This is a genomic window from Pectobacterium sp. CHL-2024, assembly GCF_044751765.1.
GTDB lineage: Bacteria > Pseudomonadota > Gammaproteobacteria > Enterobacterales > Enterobacteriaceae > Pectobacterium > Pectobacterium brasiliense.
In genome coordinates, this window is the sequence record NZ_JBIXKO010000001.1 from 58,935 (window position 1) to 77,410 (window position 18,476).

At 54.1% G+C, this 18,476-nt stretch carries 18 protein-coding genes, 1 tRNA gene and 1 riboswitch; of the genes, 11 read left to right on the forward strand and 8 right to left on the reverse strand.

All coding sequences use genetic code 11. The annotated features are described in order from the left end of the window. Window positions 1-42 precede the first annotated feature (42 nt). Window positions 43-306, reverse strand: a complete 264-nt coding sequence (locus ACIPUG_RS00275) for a DUF3861 domain-containing protein (RefSeq protein WP_039525699.1) — start codon at window positions 304-306, stop codon at window positions 43-45. A gap of 81 nt (window positions 307-387) precedes the next feature. Between ACIPUG_RS00275 and ACIPUG_RS00280 the strand changes: the two genes are divergently transcribed. From ACIPUG_RS00280 to uca, 8 genes are all read left to right on the forward strand, one after another. After that, window positions 388-801, forward strand: coding sequence for a MarR family winged helix-turn-helix transcriptional regulator (locus tag ACIPUG_RS00280; RefSeq protein ID WP_249647782.1), 414 nt, complete (start codon window positions 388-390; stop codon window positions 799-801). A gap of 194 nt (window positions 802-995) precedes the next feature. Beyond that, window positions 996-1,097: riboswitch (guanidine-I (ykkC/yxkD leader) on the forward strand. Window positions 1,098-1,156: 59 nt separating this feature from the next. Further along, window positions 1,157-2,215: a putative urea ABC transporter substrate-binding protein gene (locus ACIPUG_RS00285; protein ID WP_400336821.1), complete on the forward strand. Its 1,059-nt coding sequence runs from the start codon at window positions 1,157-1,159 to the stop codon at window positions 2,213-2,215. 22 nt (window positions 2,216-2,237) lie between these two features. Further along, window positions 2,238-3,053: an ABC transporter permease gene (locus tag ACIPUG_RS00290; protein ID WP_039498854.1), complete on the forward strand. Its 816-nt coding sequence runs from the start codon at window positions 2,238-2,240 to the stop codon at window positions 3,051-3,053. Further along, window positions 3,050-3,841, forward strand: coding sequence for an ABC transporter ATP-binding protein (locus ACIPUG_RS00295; RefSeq protein WP_400336822.1), 792 nt, complete (start codon window positions 3,050-3,052; stop codon window positions 3,839-3,841). Before ACIPUG_RS00290 ends, ACIPUG_RS00295 begins: the two co-directional genes overlap by 4 nt. A gap of 13 nt (window positions 3,842-3,854) precedes the next feature. After that, the gene (locus ACIPUG_RS00300; protein ID WP_400336824.1) at window positions 3,855-4,601 is read left to right on the forward strand and encodes an urea amidolyase associated protein UAAP1; all 747 of its coding nucleotides are present in this window, start codon (window positions 3,855-3,857) and stop codon (window positions 4,599-4,601) included. A gap of 11 nt (window positions 4,602-4,612) precedes the next feature. After that, entirely contained in the window at window positions 4,613-5,248 is a 636-nt protein-coding gene (locus ACIPUG_RS00305) for an urea amidolyase associated protein UAAP2 (RefSeq protein ID WP_039467800.1), read from the forward strand. After that, window positions 5,239-5,376: a hypothetical protein gene (locus tag ACIPUG_RS00310; protein ID WP_400336826.1), complete on the forward strand. Its 138-nt coding sequence runs from the start codon at window positions 5,239-5,241 to the stop codon at window positions 5,374-5,376. Before ACIPUG_RS00305 ends, ACIPUG_RS00310 begins: the two co-directional genes overlap by 10 nt. Before the next feature lie 123 nt (window positions 5,377-5,499). Then, complete coding sequence (gene uca / locus ACIPUG_RS00315) at window positions 5,500-9,105, forward strand: urea carboxylase (protein ID WP_400336828.1); 3,606 nt, start codon at window positions 5,500-5,502, stop codon at window positions 9,103-9,105. Between the two features lie 724 nt (window positions 9,106-9,829). Here the strand turns inward: uca and ACIPUG_RS00320 are convergent. Together ACIPUG_RS00320 and ACIPUG_RS00325 are read right to left on the reverse strand one after the other, a co-directional pair. Continuing rightward, a tRNA-Val gene (locus ACIPUG_RS00320) sits at window positions 9,830-9,906 on the reverse strand. A gap of 355 nt (window positions 9,907-10,261) precedes the next feature. Next, window positions 10,262-11,635 carry an MATE family efflux transporter gene (locus tag ACIPUG_RS00325; RefSeq protein WP_094370974.1) on the reverse strand — a complete coding sequence of 458 codons (1,374 nt, stop codon included), beginning with the start codon at window positions 11,633-11,635 and terminating at the stop codon, window positions 10,262-10,264. A 248-nt stretch (window positions 11,636-11,883) separates the two neighbouring features. Between ACIPUG_RS00325 and ACIPUG_RS00330 the strand changes: the two genes are divergently transcribed. Beyond that, the gene (locus ACIPUG_RS00330) at window positions 11,884-12,519 is read left to right on the forward strand and encodes a riboflavin synthase subunit alpha (protein ID WP_379059177.1); all 636 of its coding nucleotides are present in this window, start codon (window positions 11,884-11,886) and stop codon (window positions 12,517-12,519) included. Window positions 12,520-12,615: 96 nt separating this feature from the next. Here ACIPUG_RS00330 and cfa read toward each other — a convergent pair whose 3' ends face one another. Beyond that, a complete protein-coding gene (cfa, locus tag ACIPUG_RS00335) occupies window positions 12,616-13,767 on the reverse strand; it encodes a cyclopropane fatty acyl phospholipid synthase (RefSeq protein WP_400336831.1) in 1,152 nt (383 codons plus the stop codon). 201 nt (window positions 13,768-13,968) lie between these two features. After that, complete coding sequence (gene purR / locus ACIPUG_RS00340) at window positions 13,969-14,994, reverse strand: HTH-type transcriptional repressor PurR (protein ID WP_010276588.1); 1,026 nt, start codon at window positions 14,992-14,994, stop codon at window positions 13,969-13,971. Between the two features lie 389 nt (window positions 14,995-15,383). Here purR and ACIPUG_RS00345 point away from each other — a divergent pair, with 389 nt between their 5' ends. Continuing rightward, a complete protein-coding gene (locus tag ACIPUG_RS00345; protein WP_014915740.1) occupies window positions 15,384-15,473 on the forward strand; it encodes a YnhF family membrane protein in 90 nt (29 codons plus the stop codon). 110 nt (window positions 15,474-15,583) lie between these two features. On the opposite strand, the gene ACIPUG_RS00350 is transcribed toward ACIPUG_RS00345, so the two are convergent. Next, on the reverse strand, window positions 15,584-16,435 hold the full coding sequence (locus ACIPUG_RS00350) for a C40 family peptidase (protein ID WP_039289002.1): 852 nt from the start codon (window positions 16,433-16,435) through the stop codon (window positions 15,584-15,586). A gap of 341 nt (window positions 16,436-16,776) precedes the next feature. Between ACIPUG_RS00350 and ACIPUG_RS00355 the strand changes: the two genes are divergently transcribed. Continuing rightward, complete coding sequence (locus ACIPUG_RS00355; protein WP_010276591.1) at window positions 16,777-17,127, forward strand: Grx4 family monothiol glutaredoxin; 351 nt, start codon at window positions 16,777-16,779, stop codon at window positions 17,125-17,127. Between the two features lie 103 nt (window positions 17,128-17,230). On the opposite strand, the gene rnt is transcribed toward ACIPUG_RS00355, so the two are convergent. Together rnt and gloA are read right to left on the reverse strand one after the other, a co-directional pair. Beyond that, entirely contained in the window at window positions 17,231-17,902 is a 672-nt protein-coding gene (rnt, locus tag ACIPUG_RS00360; protein WP_014915738.1) for a ribonuclease T, read from the reverse strand. A gap of 146 nt (window positions 17,903-18,048) precedes the next feature. Next, window positions 18,049-18,456 carry a lactoylglutathione lyase gene (gloA, locus tag ACIPUG_RS00365; protein WP_010276601.1) on the reverse strand — a complete coding sequence of 136 codons (408 nt, stop codon included), beginning with the start codon at window positions 18,454-18,456 and terminating at the stop codon, window positions 18,049-18,051. Window positions 18,457-18,476 lie beyond the last annotated feature (20 nt).

Genomic DNA, 18,476 nt, shown 5'->3' on the forward strand with positions numbered 1-18,476 from the left:
CACGGCGCGGGGAGCATCATTTTTGCTGCGCGACCTTCTCTATCACTGCTTCTTGAGATTAAGCATGAATTCTCTGAACGGGGCGGCGAACTCCTTAAACAGCGGGTGCTTTCTATTCTGCATCATCACTTCACTAAATAGTTTCAAACCCACAATAAAGGCCTGAGTCTGTTCCGGCGTCATGTCCATCTTGCCATCGACTTTTTCCAGAATCTTGAACACATCATCGTGGATTGAGCATTCAAACGACAGCGTGCGCTGCTGCTCGGCTTTTTCTTCCACCGTAATCTGATAGACGTTTCCCATTGTGGCCTCGGTAAATTGAACTTGCGATGTATAGTTGATAAAATCAACTATATGATCATTGGTTGACTGAGTCAATAAAGCATGATGAAAGCTCTTTTTGCCTTACTGGAAAGCTATAAGGCGCAAATGCAGGAACAGATGAAAGCGCACGACATTAGTCTGGATGTGGTGCACGTCCGCTTATGTAAGATCATCGCGATGGAAGGGCGCATTACGCCTCAGTCGCTGGCGAAAAGGGTCTGTCGGGATAAAGCACAGATCACCCGCATGGTCGCGGAGTTGGTCAAACGCGATTATGTCCGCAAGATCGATAACCCGGATGACGGTCGCAGCGTGTGGCTCAGTTTGTCCGATAAAGGCATCGCGTTTACGCAGGTTTTTCTGCATCAGGAAAAGCAGATTGAGGCGCAGATGCTTCAGGCGCTATCCCCTGAAGAACAAGCCACGTTTGGTGCGCTGCTGGAAAAAATAGCGACCAGCCGTTCTGCACACTAAGCCCCGCTTCCGCCAACTTCCGCTGCACTGCCGTGAGGCGTACTCGCTGTGCTACTGCACCGAGATAGCGCGATAGCGGCGTGCTTCACCGCATCATGCTCCCTATAAACGACAGCCGGACTGGCACTTTCTGTGCTGGCACGCCTTTTGCTTTTCTCTATTCGGGACAGCACCACGCATGGCGCTGAACAACCTGAATAGCTGGCTAGGGTTCCGATCCATATCCTATGGATGTCTGGTCCGAGAGCTGGCGACCTCCAGTTGAGGTTACACGGCGGGACAAAAGCCCGGGAGACAGCAACACCCATGGTGTCGCGCTGTTCCCGCTTTTTTCCTACTCAACCGGAGGTCTGGCATGAACCTATCTCGTTTACTGGGCGTTTGCGTCCTCAGTCTCTCAGCGCTGCTGAGTCTCCCTTCTCAGGCTGCGCCTAAAACGCAATTCAACGTGTGCTGGACGATCTATGCCGGATGGATGCCGTGGGGCTTCATCGGCACGCAGGGCATTATCGATAAATGGGCCGACAAGTACGGCATCAAGATTAAGGTCACCCAGCTTAACGACTACGTCGAATCGATCAATCAATACACCGCTGGGCAGTTTGACGGTTGCACGATGACCAACATGGATGCCCTGACGATTCCGGCGGCGGGCGGTGTGGATACCACGGCGCTGCTGCTCGGCAGTTTCTCCGCAGGCAACGATGGCATCGTACTTAAAGGCAAAGGGAAAACGCTGAACGATTTGCGCGGGATGAAGGTTAACCTGCCTGAACTCTCCGTCTCCCATTACCTGCTGGTACGCGGTCTGGAAACGGCCGGATTGCGGGAGCGGGATGTCACCGTCGTTAACACGTCGGATGCCGATATTGTCGCCGCCTTTGCCACCCGCAGCGTGCAGGCTGCCGTTGCCTGGAACCCTCAGCTCTCCGCAATCAAAAGCCAGCCGGACACCACGGAAGTCTTCCAGTCCGGTCAGATTCCCGGCGAATTGATCGACATGATGGTCGTGAACACGCAAACGCTACAGGACAACCCAGCTTTGGGCAAAGCGCTGGCCGGTGCCTGGTTTGAAATGATGGCGCTGATGAAAGCGGGCGACAAACCGGCGCTGGAGTCCATGGCTGCCGCTTCCGGTACCGATTTAGCCGGCTATCAGGCGCAGTTAAAAAACACCCATCTGTTTTATTCCGCGCAGGACAATCTGGCGTTTCTGACCAGCCCAGACCTCCCTAACACCATGAAGCGAGTGGCCGATTTCTCCTTCGATAAAGGGCTGCTCGGCACTGGCGCACAGAGCGCGGATTTTATTGGTATGACGTTCCCTGGACAGGTAACACAGGGTGACAGCGCCAATGTGAAACTGCGCTTTGACGACACCTTCGTGCGTCTGGCCGCAGAGAACAAACTCTGACCCGCAAACTGGAGAGACTATCGTGCGCTTGATCAATCGCTACCCCAGTCGGGGCGGACGGCTGTTGCTGGTCCTGCTGCCGTTTGTCGTGCTGCTGGTGCTGTACCTCATCGGGTCGGCGCTGCGGCTGGAGGCTAACCCCAATGACAAACTCTTGCCGAGTCTTGGGCAAATGGCCGAGGCGATTCAGCGCATGGCATTCACCGAGGACAAACGCAGCGGTGATTACCTGTTCTGGCTGGATACGCAGGCCAGTCTGGTGCGTCTCGCGCTGGGGCTGGGAATCGCCAGCCTGTTGAGCCTGCTGTTCGGGATTGCGGCTGGGGCTTTTCCGCTGTTTCGCGCGCCGCTCTCGCCGCTGATGACCGTGCTGTCGATGATCCCGCCGCTGGCGATTTTGCCCATTCTCTTCATCGTCTTTGGGCTGGATGAACTCTCGAAAGTGATGCTGATCGTGATTGGCGTTACGCCGATGCTGGCGCGCGATCTCGAACAGCGCGCCCGCAACATACCGCAGGAAATGCTGATTAAAGCCCAGACATTGGGAGCGAACAGTTGGGTCGTGGTGCTGCGCGTCATCCTGCCACAGCTGCTGTCGCGACTGCTGATTTCACTGCGGCTGCTGCTGGGCGCGGCGTGGCTATTCCTGATTTCTGCCGAAGCGATTTCGGCAACGGCAGGGCTCGGTTACCGCATCTTTCTGGTACGCCGCTATCTGGCGATGGATGTGATTCTGCCTTACGTCGTGTGGATCACGCTGCTGGCATGGCTCATGGATATGGCGCTGCGCTGGCTGCATCGCCGCGTGTTCCCGTGGTCAGAGGAAAGCAAAGCATGAGTTTTATTGAGATCGATAACATCTGGCAGGAATACGGCGACCACGTTGTGCTGGAACGGCTCAACCTGAACGTTGAGGAAGGGGAGTTCTGCACGATGGTCGGGGCATCCGGCTGTGGTAAATCCACCTTTCTGCGTCTGCTGCTGGGGCAGGAAACGCCCAGCCGTGGCGAAGTGCGGCTCGAAGGGAAGCGGCTGCCCGCTGAACCGGATGCCAGCCGCGGCGTGGTGTTTCAACGCTATTCGGTTTTCCCACATTTAACCGTGCTGGAAAACGTGGTGATTGGGCTGGAGATACCGCGTTCCCCTTGGCTTGGCAGGCTGTTTGGGCAGCGCAAACAGGCGGCGCGAGATGATGCCGCGCGGATGCTGGAGCGCGTCGGGCTGGGACACGACATGCACAAATACCCTAACCAGCTTTCCGGCGGCATGCAGCAGCGGCTTGCCATTGCTCAGGCGTTTATTGTCCAGCCGCGCATCCTGCTGCTCGATGAACCGTTCGGGGCGCTGGATCCCGGTATTCGCGGCGATATGCACACGCTGCTGCTGGAGCTGTGGCGGGAAACCCGCTTAACGGTCTTTATGGTCACCCACGATTTGCCAGAAGGTTTCCACCTTGGCACGCGCTTGCTGGTGTTCGACAAAGTGCGCATCGACCCGCATGCGCCGGAAGCCTATGGCGCACGCATTACCTATGACATCCCGCTTAATCAGGAGCGTCTTGCCACACGCCAGCGTGCGCTTACGCTGGTGCCTCCTGTAGTCAGCGTGGCGACATCCCCTATTTAAGGAGCTTTCGGTTATGACAGCGATACAGACATCGACAAACACATCGACAGGCCGAACGACGTTTGATGAAGAAATAGTGCCGGGCGGAGGACATACCTCTTTCATCCTCAAGCGTGGACAGATTCTGCGTATCGAAGATGTGGAAGGCGGCGGCAATGTGGGCCTGCTGCTGTTCAACGCCCACCAGACCAGCGAACGCCTGAACCTGCCGGATACCCTGAAAGGGCAACATACTGCCAGGCTGACGGTCGGGCACTGCCTCTATTCCGATATGGGACGCGTGCTGGCGGCGATTGTTGCCGACACGTGCGGCTGGCACGACAGCTTTGGCGGCGTGCTCAATGCGCAGGAAGTGCAGGAGAAATACGGGCAGGGGCGCTATCAGGAATTGCGCAACGGTTTTTTCCGTAACGGTATGGATAACCTGCTGGTCGAGATGGGGAAATGGAACCTCAATCTGCAAGATCTGCTGATGACGATCAACCTGTTCAGCAAAGTCACCGTGGATGCGCAGGGGCAATTTCACTTTCACGCCAATCATTCTCAGGCGGGAGACTACATCGAGCTGTACGCACCAATGGATACGCTGGTGGTGCTGACCGCCTTGCAACACCCGATGGATCCCAGCCCGACGTATGCACCGCGCCCGATTGCACTCACCTGGAGCCGGGCGGAAGGTGAGGATGTCGCTGCGTACTGCCGTGCGTTCCGTGAGCAAAATGCACGCGCGTTTCACAATACCGAACGCTTTTGCCTGTAAGGAGGCCGGACATGACGTTAATTGCCAGCAATAAAACGGCCGAGGACGCGGTATTCCGCCATGTGATCCCTGCCGGAGAACCCTATCTGTTTGAGGTCAAGCAGGGGCAAACACTGCGGCTGTTGGATCTGGAAGGCAATCAGGCGGTGGATACGCTGTTCTATCGCGTCGATGACCCACGTGAACGCTACGATCCGCAACGCACGCTGCGTCGCCAGAATAGCGTCTACCTGACGACGGGCAGCGTGCTGTATTCCAACCTTGGTAACCCGCTGCTGACGATAGTCGCCGACACCTGCGGTCGCCATGACACGCTGGGCGGCGCCTGCGCGCAGGAGAGCAACACCGTGCGTTATGCGCTTGATCGACGCTACATGCATAGCTGCCGCGATAACTTTCTCTGTGCCTGTCTGCACGATGGCCGCCTGAACAAAAAGGACATCGGCGCGAACATCAACTTTTTCATGAATGTGCCGGTGACGGCAGAAGGTGGGCTGACCTTTGAAGACGGCATTTCCGCGCCGGGGAAATACGTGGAGCTGCGCGCCGAAACGGACGTCATCGTGCTGATTTCCAACTGTCCGCAGTTGAATAACCCGTGCAACGGTTGGAACCCAACACCAGCGGAGGTGCTGATATGGAACTGATGCCGCTGGATAGTGAAAAACGCACGCGCTGGCAGTGGGTGAAAGCGTGGCTGGTGAGCGCGCTGGAGGCAAGGGCGAATCGCTATTACCTGCCGCCGCATCGTGTCCAGTCGGATAAAACCCTATGATTCCGGCGCGATAGCCCGTTTCAGCATTATCTGTTTCAGCAGTACCTGACCGTTACCGCGATGGACGACCATCATGCGGATCGCATTTTGGCGGGACGACCCGCCCTTGCATGAGTCTAGCGTATGTTCGACAAACTTCTGATTGCCAACCGTGGCGCGATTGCGTGCCGTATTCTGCGTTCGCTACGTGAGATGAACGTCCGTGGCGTCGCGGTCTATTCTGATGCCGATATCAGTAGCCTGCATATTCAGGATGCCGATGAAGCCATTAGCCTGGGAGAGGGCGCGGCGGCGCACACCTATCTGGATGTAGACAAAATTCTCTCTGCGGCGCAGCGCAGCGGCGCGCAGGTCATTCATCCCGGCTATGGTTTTCTGTCTGAGAATGCGGCGTTTGCCGAAGCCTGCGAAGCGGCGCAGATTGCCTTTGTCGGGCCGACGCCGCAGCATTTACGGGTATTTGGCTTAAAGCACACGGCGCGCGCGCTGGCGAAGCAGCACAACGTACCGCTGCTGGAAGGCACCGAGCTGCTGGAAAATATTGATGCGGCCCTCGGTGCGGCGGCAACAATCGGCTATCCGGTCATGCTTAAAAGCACGGCCGGAGGCGGTGGGATCGGGATGCGCGTCTGCTATAGCGCCACGGAACTGTCCGACGCGTTTGAAACGGTAAAACGTCTGGGGCAGAACAACTTCAGCGATGCGGGTGTATTCATCGAAAAATATATCGAACGCGCCCGACATCTGGAGGTACAGATTTTTGGCGATGGGCAGGGCGAGGTGTTGGCGCTGGGGGTACGGGACTGCTCGGTGCAGCGTCGTAACCAGAAAGTGATTGAAGAAACGCCCGCGCCCAATCTGCCGGACGGGGTTGCCGATGCGCTGTGCGCGGCGGCAATCAGTCTGGCACAGGCGGTGAATTACCGCAGCGCCGGAACGGTGGAATTCGTTTATGACAGCGCGACGGACCGTTTTTACTTTCTTGAAGTCAATACGCGCCTACAGGTGGAACACGGCGTAACGGAACAGGTCTGGGGCGTGGATCTGGTGCGCTGGATGATCGAACTGGCCGCAGGGGATTTACCACCGCTGCGCGAGCTGTCTGCCGGATTGAAGCCGCAGGGGCATGCGATTCAGGCACGTCTGTACGCGGAAGATCCGGGCAAACAGTTCCAGCCGTCGCCGGGATTATTGACGGAAGTTGCGTTCCCCGCCGCAGAAGGACAGAGCCTGCGTATCGATACCTGGGTGACGGCCGGGTGCGAGATTCCCCCGTTTTTCGACCCGATGCTGGCTAAGATCATCGCCTGTGCGCCCACCCGCGAACAGGCGATGGCGGGGCTGGATCGGGCGCTGGCGGACACGCGACTCTACGGTGTGGAGCACAACCGTGACTATCTGCGTCAGATTTTGGCGGCAGATCCGTTTGCCAGCGGTCAGCCGTGGACGCGCTGTCTGGATGCGCTGGTCTACCAGGCGACAACCTGCGAAGTGGTAAGCGCCGGTACGCAGACCACCGTACAGGATTATCCCGGACGTCTCGGATACTGGGCGGTCGGCGTGCCGCCATCGGGACCGATGGACGATCGGGCACTGCGTTTAGGCAACCGTCTGGTGGGAAATCCGGCGGGAATGGCGGCGCTGGAAGTCACGATGAACGGGCCGACATTGCGTTTTAATACGGACGCGGTGGCGGCAGTTACCGGTGCGGCTATCGCTATCGAGCTGGACGGTCAACCTGTGCCGATGGATCGCGTATTTGCGATACCGGCGGGTGGCACGCTGCGGTTAGGTACGGCGAGTGCACAAGGGGTTCGCAGCTATCTTTGCCTGCGTGGCGGTATTGATGTGCCGGACTATCTCGGCAGTAAAAGTACCTTCACGCTGGGGCAATTTGGTGGTCATGCGGGCAGGGCGCTGCGGGCGGGTGACGTCTTGCACCTTGCGCCGCTGGCTGACCGACGTATTGGAGACAGCCTGCCGGACGCGTTGCGCACCACGTTGTCTACGGTGCGCGAACTGCGCGTGATTTACGGCCCGCATGCGGCACCGGACTATTTCACGCCTGCCTATATGGAAACGTTCCTGACCACCGAGTGGGAAGTGCATTTTAACTCCAGCCGGACGGGCGTCCGTCTGATTGGGCCAAAGCCAGAGTGGGTGCGCGACAGCGGCGGAGAGGCCGGATTGCATCCTTCGAATATTCACGATAACCCGTATGCCATTGGCGCGGTGGATTTCACCGGTGATATGCCGGTTATTCTGGGGCCGGATGGCCCGAGTCTGGGCGGATTCGTCTGTCCGGTGACGATAATCGAAGCCGACCTGTGGGCGCTAGGGCAGCTTAATGCGGGTGACCGTGTGCGCTTTATTCCTGTCGATCTCCCGACGGCGCGCGCATTGGCGCAGGCACGTCATGCAGAGGTGGAACAGCTTGCCCCGATCGCTGTCGAGTGGTCGCCTGCCGCGCTTATTTCTCCGGTGGTGTTGGATACCGGTGAGGAGGATAAACGGCTGGTTGCACGGCTGTCCGGTGATACCCATTTGCTGCTGGAAGTGGGGGCGGCGGAACTGGATGTCGCGCTGCGTTTTCGTGTCCATGCGCTGATGCTGGCGCTGGAGCAACAGACGCTCGATGGCATCATTGACGTGACGCCCGGCATTCGCTCGTTGCAGGTGCACTATCGCCCCGAAATGCTTTCGTTACAGCACCTGTTGGATGTGCTGTCCACGCTATGGCAGGACGTTTGCACCCAGCAGAATCTGACAGTGCCATCACGAGTGGTTTATCTGCCGCTGTCCTGGGACGATCCCGCCTGCCAGTTGGCGATCCAAAAATACATGACCACGGTACGCAGCGATGCGCCCTGGTGCCCGAGCAACCTTGAATTTATCCGCCGTATTAACGAATTGGATAATCTTGATGAAGTTTACCGAACGGTCTTTGACGCCAGTTATTTGGTGATGGGGCTGGGCGATGTTTACCTCGGTGCACCGGTGGCAACGCCGCTGGATCCGCGCCACCGTTTGGTCACCACCAAATATAACCCGGCGCGTACCTGGACGGCGGAAAACTCGGTGGGCATCGGCGGCGCGTATCTGTGCGTTTACGGCATGGAAGGGCCTGGCGGCTACCAGTTTGTCGGACGCACGTTGCAAATGTGGGATCGCTATCGCGGCGTTGGCGCATTTGACGGTAAACCGTGGCTGCTGCGTTTCTTTGACCAAATTCGCTTTTATCCGGTGTCGGCCGACGAGTTGTTATCGATCCGACGGGATTTCCCGCTAGGGCGCTACCCGCTACGGATCGAGCAAAGCGAGCTGGCGCTAAACGCCTATCAGGATTTCCTGTCGCGGGAAGCGGAAGCGATCGAAACATTCCGCGTGCGTCAGCGGGCTGCGTTTGAGGCAGAGCGCGAGCGCTGGCGCATTGCCGGTCAATCGGTGACGGATAGCGTGGAGGTTGTGATTGAAGAGGCGAGCGAAGCACCGATCCTGCCGGGACAGGTCGGCGTAGAAAGCCCGATTTCCGGTAATCTCTGGCAGGTGACGACGGAGGTCGGTAAAACGGTAGCCGAGGGGGAAACGCTGATGATCCTCGAATCCATGAAAATGGAGATCCCGATTGTCTCGTCGCAGCGCGGCACGGTGCGGGAGATCCGCTGTCAGCCCGGCGCATCCGTTCGCGCAGGGCAGTGCGTGGTGGTGATCGAATCACAAGCGGAATAACGGCGGCGCTCTGTCGTATATCCCCTTCATACTTCAAGTGGCACGTGGGGTTGAGCCCTGTTTTTCCAGACGGTTAAGCAGGGTAGAAAGAGTGGCGGAGCGCTTGCCTTTGCGCCAGAGTAGCGATCTGGCGTGACATAACCTGTGATAAGTGTGGACACCATGCAAAGTCACATCGAGACGTTGCTGACGCTGATGTTGTCAGAGTGAATAAAAGTGAGAGACATACACGTGCAGCCAGTCAGGGAGGAGCAAATATTTTTTGATGAGAAAGAGGCTAACGGCGAACGTTCCCATTGAAAAAATAATATGAAAGACGATCCAAAAATTAAAACAAAATTCACCACGATGAAAGGTCACGTCTTTTCTATTAATTCTCTCAACCAATACGCCTGACTTTAATCCGTTATAGACGTGAAAAATTTCCCATATTCCACCGCCAATGAGAAGTAGCGGTATGTAATCACGTAACCAATCCATTGCAATCTACTCTTTTAATATCATTTTCGCGGAAGGATTCTATCATAACCGTCGAGGTGTCTATACAAACCTGTTGAAATTCAGTGCATTGCTTTTGAGTCAGATCAAATAGATGTAGCGAACGTGGATGTAGACGGAACGAAATTGAGATTACGAGAAGATAATCAATGCAGATTCAACAGAGGATTGAGTAGGTTATTTTCAGTAGGAAATAGTGGAAATAAAACATTTTGAAAACAAGGAATGGTGCGTTCAATTGGACTCGAACCAACGACCCCCACCATGTCAAGGTGGTGCTCTAACCAACTGAGCTATGAACGCATTGAGATACCGAACTGCCTGTCTGACAGCGAGGCGAATAGTAGCGAGCGAGGCGAAAACTGGCAAGAGGAAAAATGCAATTTTGTGCTCTTGCCAGTGCGATTGCTGGGGTTGTGTCCATTCCGTCGTTTTTTTCGACGATACCCGTCATTCTTCAAGCTGCTTGTGCGTTGGCTGCCCTTACTCACCCCAGTCACTTACTTGTGTAAGCTCCTGGGGATTCGCTCGATTGCCGCGTTACAAGGCTCATAAATGGGCCTTGCCCTAAAGGGCCAACGCTTTGCGTTGTTCAAAACGCTAACGTTTTGTCACGCAACTTGAATTATTTAGGGTAGAAGACAGGGTGAAACGTTATCTAGCGGGCGGCGCGCGCTAAAATCCGTGCGGCTGGTTGGCGCTGGAGAAAACGAATCCGCGTCACCATCATCACGGCCGCTGCCGTCAGGCCAATGATGAAACCACACCAGAAGCCCGCAGGCCCCATGCGCGGCACGATAATATCCGTCAACGCCAGCAGATAGCCGCTCGGTAGGCCCAAGACCCAGTACGCCGTGAACGTAATATAGAAAATTGACCGGGTATCTTTATAACCGCGTAGAACACCACTGCCGATCGCCTGAACGGCGTCGGAAATTTGATAAACGGCAGCCAACAGCATGAGCTGAGAAGCCATTGCCACAACCAGCGGATCCTGATTGTAGAGCAGAGCGATAGGTTCACGCAGCAGTGTGGTGAAAATAGCCGTACAACTGGCTAACGCCACGCCGGCCATGATACCGGTGTGTGCGGCGATACGGGCGTTTTCAACCGAACCTTCCCCTAAGCGGTGTCCGACGCGAATGGTGGTCGCAACGCCAACCGAGAGAGGAAGAACGAACATCAGCGAGCTGAAGTTCAGAGCAATCTGGTGACCCGCCACATCGACGACGCCCAGCGGCAACACCAACAGCGCCACCACGGCAAACAGTGTCACTTCAAAAAGTAATGCCAGCGCGATAGGTAAACCGAGGCCAAAGAGGCGCTTCAGCACGGCAATGTCCGGGCGGAATGCGGGACGGTGCAGGCGGATATCGCGTAGCCAGGAAGCGTGTCGGGTATAGAGCATCATCAAGAGCATCATGATCCAGTAAACCGAGGCGGTAGCCACGCCGCAGCCAACGCCGCCCAGTTCGGGCATGCCAAATTTACCGTGAATAAAGATGTAGTTGATCGGGATGTTGATTAACAGCCCGATGAATCCAATCATCATACCGGGGTAGGTTTTGGATAATCCTTCACACTGGCAGCGTAAAACCTGATAGAACAGATAGCCGGGAACGCCCCACAGCAGCGCATGCAGATAACCGATGGCTTTCGCTGCCAGCTCGGGCGAACTGTCGCTCATCAGATTAATGGCGTATTCCCCCTGATACAGCACCAGCATCGTAAGCACAGAAATGATGGCGGCGAGGAAGAAGGATTGTCGCACCTGATGAGAGATGCGATCGCGTCGGCCGGAACCGTTGAGCTGTGCGACAACGGGCGTCAGCGCCAACAGCAGGCCATGGCCAAAAAGAATGGCGGGTAGCCAGATAGAGGTTCCCACGGCGACGGCGGCCATATCGGTGGCGCTATAAGCACCGGCCATGATGGTGTCAACCACACCCATCGACGTTTGGGACACTTGCGCAATAATGACAGGAACAGCAAGCGCCGATAATTTACGCGCTTCTGTCAGATACTGTTGCACGGATACCTTCCTTGAATGACTTAATTTTGCTAGCGGGATGAATAATCTGGATATGAAAAACGTCAAGAATAAAACGAGAACGTTATTGTAACGACTTAATAAAAGTAAACCAGCTTGAAAGAGAATATATTCTTTTTGTTACGCTGCGGTTTCGATAACGTCTGACGTACTGTATTCCGGTTTGGTTTTCCGCGGAATATCGGGCACACTGCACAACGTCATTTCTTTGTTTTTAAGAGGCAAACCGCATGTTTACCGGTATTGTTCAGGGCACCGCGCCGGTGGTGTCGATTGAAGAAAAATCCAACTTTCGCACGCACGTTGTCCAGCTCCCGCCCGACCTGTTGCCAGGGCTTGTGCCCGGCGCTTCGGTGGCGCACAACGGCTGCTGCCTGACGGTAACCGCTATTGACGGCGATCGTGTCAGTTTTGATCTCATGAAGGAAACGCTGCGGTTAACGAATCTGGGCGATATTCATGAAGGTGATGTCGTGAATATCGAGCGTGCCGCGAAATTCGGTGATGAGATCGGTGGACACGTCATGTCGGGCCACATCATGTGTACGGCGGAAGTGGTGAAGATTCAGGTGTCAGAGAATAACCATCAGATTTGGTTCCGTCTGGCAGATGAAGAACTGATGAAATACGTGCTGCATAAAGGCTTCGTTGGGATTGATGGCATCAGCCTGACGGTAGGAGAAGTGACCCGTGGACGTTTCTGCGTGCATTTAATTCCAGAAACGCTGAACCGCACCACGTTGGGACAGAAGCGTCTGGGCAATCGCATTAATATCGAAATCGACCCGCAGACACAGGCCGTGGTCGATACGGTCGAGCGCGTGTTGGCTAGCAAGCAGGCGAGCGAACTCGGCAAGGAAGAGTAATTCCTACGTTACACATTCTGGTAAACCGGACGGCGTTGCTACCGTCCGGTTTCTCTTTTCAGTCAGCACACGACTTTCTGTCAACACACAATGCTGTCAGCGCGCAACGCGCAATCCACCGTCGACCCCATACGTGCTGAACAAGACCTGCCAGAGCTGAAGTTCTCTTGCTCTGAAAGCCCCAGCACAAAAGTTAAGATAGTAGCTGAACATCCGGCGGAAGCGGGCGGTGTAGCGTGTGGAAAGCCGTGGCCAGCTCTGCTGAAAGCGAGTGTGCCAGGCCATTAAGGTACGATCGTAATCAGCACCGAAATTATGCCAGTCTTCCATCACCAGATAAGGCTCACTTGCCTGCGCAATATGCTGTATGGAGGGAATACAGCCGTTGGGGAAGATGTATTTATGAATCCAGGGATCGATGTGCGGATTGGTCTTATTGGCCCCGATGGTATGTAGCAGAAACAGCCCATCGGGTTTTAGATTACGCCGCACGACGCGGAAATAATTGTCATAGTTGCGTGGCCCGACGTGTTCAAACATGCCAACTGACACCACGCGATCGAATTGCCGATCGAGATCGCGGTAATCCTGTAATTCAATGGTGACGTTCAGATTCTGACAACGTCGCTGTGCCAGCACCTGTTGCTCTCTGGAAATAGTGATGCCGTACACTGAGACGCCGTAGTGGCGTGCCGCGAATTCGGCCAACCCGCCCCAGCCACAGCCGATATCCAGCAGGGTCATCCCTGATGTTAACTGGAGCTTTTCGCAGATCATGGCGAGTTTATCTTCCTGCGCCTGTTCCAGCGTCTGTGCCTGTTTCCAATAGGCGCAGGAGTATTGCATATAGGGATCCAGCATCAGGGTAAAGAGGTCGTTACCTAAATCGTAATGCGCTTTACCGACAACCTGAGCGCGTCGACGGGATTGTAAATTCGTGACGCGGGAGAGGGCGACGCGCGTCAGGTCGTGCAGACGGCGGGGCAACCTGGCCTCCAACCCCGCACGCAGGACGCGATGGGAAAACATATCCAGCCGTTCACACTCCCACCATTCATCCATGTAGCTTTCTCCCAGCCCCAGCGATCCCTCACGCAGGATACGTTTAAAGAAATTGGGGTTGGTCACGCGGATGTCAAAAGGGCGAGTGCCGTTGATGGTGATATCCGCGGTGGCCAGCATGTCTTGCACGATGTGGAACCAGGGCGCGGTATTAGGATCCCATTCTTCTGTATAAGGTAAACCCATCATGTCTCCTTAACTTTATGTAAAAGTATCGTAAAACATACCTGGACAACACTTATCGCAGCCGAGATATCGGCTGTCACCAGAGAAAATGAAACACGGTGTTAAATTTAAAACTGCTTCAGCCAGCATAGAAGAGAATTGGCTGAAGCAGAGAGGGGAAGCAGCAGGAATAAGAAAATCGTCTGTACAGAATGGCTGCGGCTAGCGGCGATAGTCGAGGTAAGGGCCGTCTGCAACCGAGCGGCGTTCAATCAACGTCGGGTGCACTTCAATGACGTGTGCATCTTCCCGCTTACTGGTAATGCGATCCAGCAGCATTGCGAAAGCGGACTGACCCAGACGCTCCTTTGGTTGGTGGATGGTGGTTAGGGCAGGCGTAAAGAAACGTGCGTGGCGCACGTTGTCATAACCGATCACCGAAATATCCTGCGGCACGCGCAGACCCAGCTCGTCAGCCGCACAGATAGCCCCCATCGCCATAATATCGCCGCCGCAGAATACGGCCGTTGGACGCTGTTTCTGTGCGAGGATCTGATGCATGGCTTTGTAGCCGGATTCCGGTTCGAAATCGCCCCGAACCACCCATTCGTCGCGTACGGTGATGTCGGCTTCCTTCAACGCTTTCAAAAAGCCGAGGTAGCGCCCGCTGCCAGTGTTGCGTTCTTGAGTGCCGGGGATGGCGCCGATATCCCGATGGCCGCGTTCAATCAGGTAGCGACCAGCCATATAACCGCCTTCAAAGGCGTTATCGATAATCGTATCGGTAAAATCGCTGTGCATCTGTCCCCAGTCCATCACGACCATCGGAATGCTGCGATAATCTTCCAACATCGACAACAGCTCTGGTGGGTATTCAGCGCACATTACCAACAGGCCATCGACGCGTTTTTGCGCCAGCATGGAAAGATAGGCCCGCTGTTTGCCAATGTCGTTATGCGAATTACACAGCACCAGCGTGTAGCCTTTGGCATAGCAGCTGTTTTCAACGGCTTCAATGATCTCGGCGAAATAGGGGGCTTCGCTGGATGTGGCCAGCAAACCGATAGATTTGGTGTGATTAACTTTGAGGCTGCGGGCGACGGCGCTGGGCGAATAGTGCAATTCTTTGATTGCCGCCCTGACGGCTGCCTTAGTCTCTTCGGCGACGAAACGTGTTTTATTGATCACGTGCGATACGGTTGTGGTGGAAACGCCAGCACGTTTTGCCACATCTTTAATCGTTGCCATCTAAAAATGACTCCTGAACTTACCTGTTACAGACGTAAGTATATTGTTAATCGTTTGCCTACGTTTAATGTTCTTCTTCTAAGCTAAAAAACAGGATTTCAGAAGGAGAATGCCGAATGTTATACCGAAGGGATCTGGGTTGACGTTTTTCGACTGATACGCAGCGCTTTCATAAACAGCGGATTGTGTCCGATTTATCATGAAAGTGAAAGGGCTAATTTATACTATTAGTGATGCATTCGTCCGAGATTTTTCGCTACAATTATGAAAGAATCGTAATAACCCTATTATTTGTGGCTTTTACTACCTAAACGGGTTTGGCTGTGAACGGTGGTGTCTTTTCAGATGAAGCTTTCAGATAAAATTCGTTCGTTAATAAGGAGTAATTCATGGATACAGATCTGAAGATGTCTTTGCTGACAACTGTTGGCTCGTTGGCTGTGATCATCGCGTTTAGTTTTATTGCGGTGCTGAACTAACCGAACGGTGCCTCTGGGCGGGTTAGGTATTCAGACACGTTGATGTTACATAAAACGTGTCTGAATCACTTTTCTTCACAGCGTTTTTCTCTACTACGTACACCTGTCTCTTAACGAATCGTCTGCGGTGTCACCACGCGGCGTGCGCCAACGTAGTGTTCCTGCCAATAATCTTCACTCAGCTTGCTGATACGAATATCTGAGCCTGTACGCGGCGACTGAATAAATTTCCCTTCACCCAAATAAACCCCGACATGATCGGCTGCGCCACGATTATTGATGCGGAAGAAGACCAGATCGCCACTTTCCAGCTCGCTCTTTTTAATCGGAGCGGCGTCACGCAGGTGATACATTTCGTTTGCGGTGCGTGGGATTTGGATCTTAACAACATCTTTGTAGGCGTAATAAACCAGTCCGCTACAGTCGAATCCGGTAAAGGGAGACGAACCGCCCCAGTGGTAAGGCTTACCTATCTGGCTCATCAACTTATTCATTGCGGTCGTTTTGGCATGCTGATAGCGTTTTTTATGTGCTGCACTTAGCGCCATTCCTTTTTCTGTCGGCGCTGGATTTTTATCCGCTTTCCCCTTGAGTGCGGTCTTCTTCAGTCCGGTTTTGACTCTGGCTTGTGCGGTGGTTTGTTTCTCTTCTTCAGGCTTCAGCTTTTTAAGATTTTTTTTCACTAGCGCTGGCGTGCTGCTTTGCGTCCGTGACGGCTTTTTTTCTGCCACTTTGCTCGCGGTGCGGGATTTGGTTTTATTGCTGACTGCGGTAGGTTCTGGTTTTTTGCTTTTGATCGGCGTCGGTGATTTAGCATTACCCTTTGTTTGGCGGCTTTTCTTATTCGTTTCTACCACGGCGCTTTTCTTCGGCGCAGAATGCGGGGTATGCGGCGCAGCCTGAACCACGTTCAGGGATAGATTACTGAAAAATAATATAAAAAGGGTAATAAATAAGCGCATAATAACAGTGACCGAACATAATCCTTAACTCGCTCAATCCACACAGTATTCCTGAAAACGGCGTCATAAAAAAGTGGGCACGGTCGCTTTATTCATACAGAATAGTGAAAAAACGTTAATAGTTATTTTTTCGATTGATTTATCAGCGTTTTCTGGCGTTGATTTCATCAATGATGAATGCATTCAGGAAAAAATAACCCTACAAAAAATGGCGTTTTTTTGTGGCTAGTGGCATCGGTACAATATCACTGAGTCAATGTCGCTGTCGTAGCATCTCTGACGGCGGCTCATGGCTAGCGTTTTGGACGTTAGCCATCCTATAGAATTAAGGAAGCAAGAAGATGACGACACCGACAATTGAAAAAATTCAGCGCCAAATTGCTGAAAACCCGATTCTGCTGTACATGAAAGGCTCCCCGAAATTGCCAAGCTGCGGCTTTTCCGCACAGACTGTTCAGGCGTTGTCTGCCTGTGGCGAACGTTTTGCGTATGTTGATATTTTGCAGAACCCAGACATTCGTGCTGAGCTGCCGAAATACGCGAACTGGCCGACATTCCCACAGCTGTGGGTTGATGGTGAGCTGATTGGCGGTTGTGATATCGTGGTTGAAATGTTTCAGCGCGGTGAACTGCAGCCGCTGATCAAAGAAACTGCAGACAAATACAAAGCGCAGCAGGCCGATCAAGAGTAATGCTTTCGTCTGGCGTGATGATGATGTCAAATATCGTTACGCTGCGAGCGTAAATCCTGCCAACGGGTGCCTTTATGGCACCCGTTTTTTGATCTCAGCCTTTTCAGTCTTCGGCTGACGCGTCTTCCAGCGAATTTTCTTCCAGTGCAATCGGCCATCCGCCCAGACGTTTCCAGCGGTTAACCAACTCACAGAACAGCAATGCCGTCTGGTTGGTGTCATACAGCGCGGAGTGCGCCTGGCTGGAATCAAACGCAATACCGGCGGTAATACAGGCTTTAGCAAGGACTGTTTGGCCTAACACCAGCCCGCTGAGTGCTGCGGTATCGAAAGTGGCAAAAGGGTGGAAGGGATTACGTTTCAGGCTACAGCGCTCGGCTGCTGCGGCCATAAAGCTATGATCGAATGTGGCATTATGCGCCACGATAATCGCGCGGTTGCAGCCTTGGTCTTTAATGCCTTTACGCACGACTTTGAAAATTTCATGCAGCGCTTCATATTCGCTCACGGCACCACGCAGCGGGTTGGTGGGGTCAATGCCGTTAAACGCCAGTGCGGCGGGCTCCAGAATCGCGCCCTCAAAAGGTTCGACATGAAAATGTAGCGTTTCATCTGGCTGTAACCAACCGTCTTGATCCATTTTTAATGTTACCGCCGCAACTTCCAGCAAGGCATCGGTTTTCGCATTAAATCCGGCGGTTTCAACATCAATCACTACCGGGTAAAACCCACGAAAACGGCCGCTCAGGGCGTTCAGATCACTTTTATCAGCCATTTTTCTCTTAATTGTTAGCAAAACGCAGCGCGCATTATTGCAAATTTTGACCGGAGATGCAGCATGCCCGTGCTGTTTCAAACGGCGGAGATAGCAGAAGAAGGGGGAGAACAGGTGCTGATGCAGCACCTGTAGAATGCGGGGGATTAGTGACCGATGCCGTTACCGGCGTGGGCGTTTTCGATCAATTCGATTTTATAACCGTCCGGATCTTCGATGAACGCGATCACGGTTGTGCCGCCTTTGACCGGGCCTGCTTCACGCGTTACATTGCCACCCGCTTTGCGGATGCGCTCGCAGGTTGCGGCAACATCGTCAACGCCCAGCGCGATATGACCATAGGCGTTGCCCAAATCATAGCTGTCGACGCCCCAGTTGTAGGTCAGCTCGATAACTGCGCCTTCGCTCTCTTCGGTATAACCGACGAAAGCCAACGTGTATTTGTATTCGGTATTCTCGCTGGTGCGCAGCACGCGCATGCCCAGGATTTGGGTATAGAAATCGATAGAACGTTGTAAATCGCCAACACGCAGCATGGTGTGAAGTAAGCGCATAGTGTCCTCGTTAAAAAGTG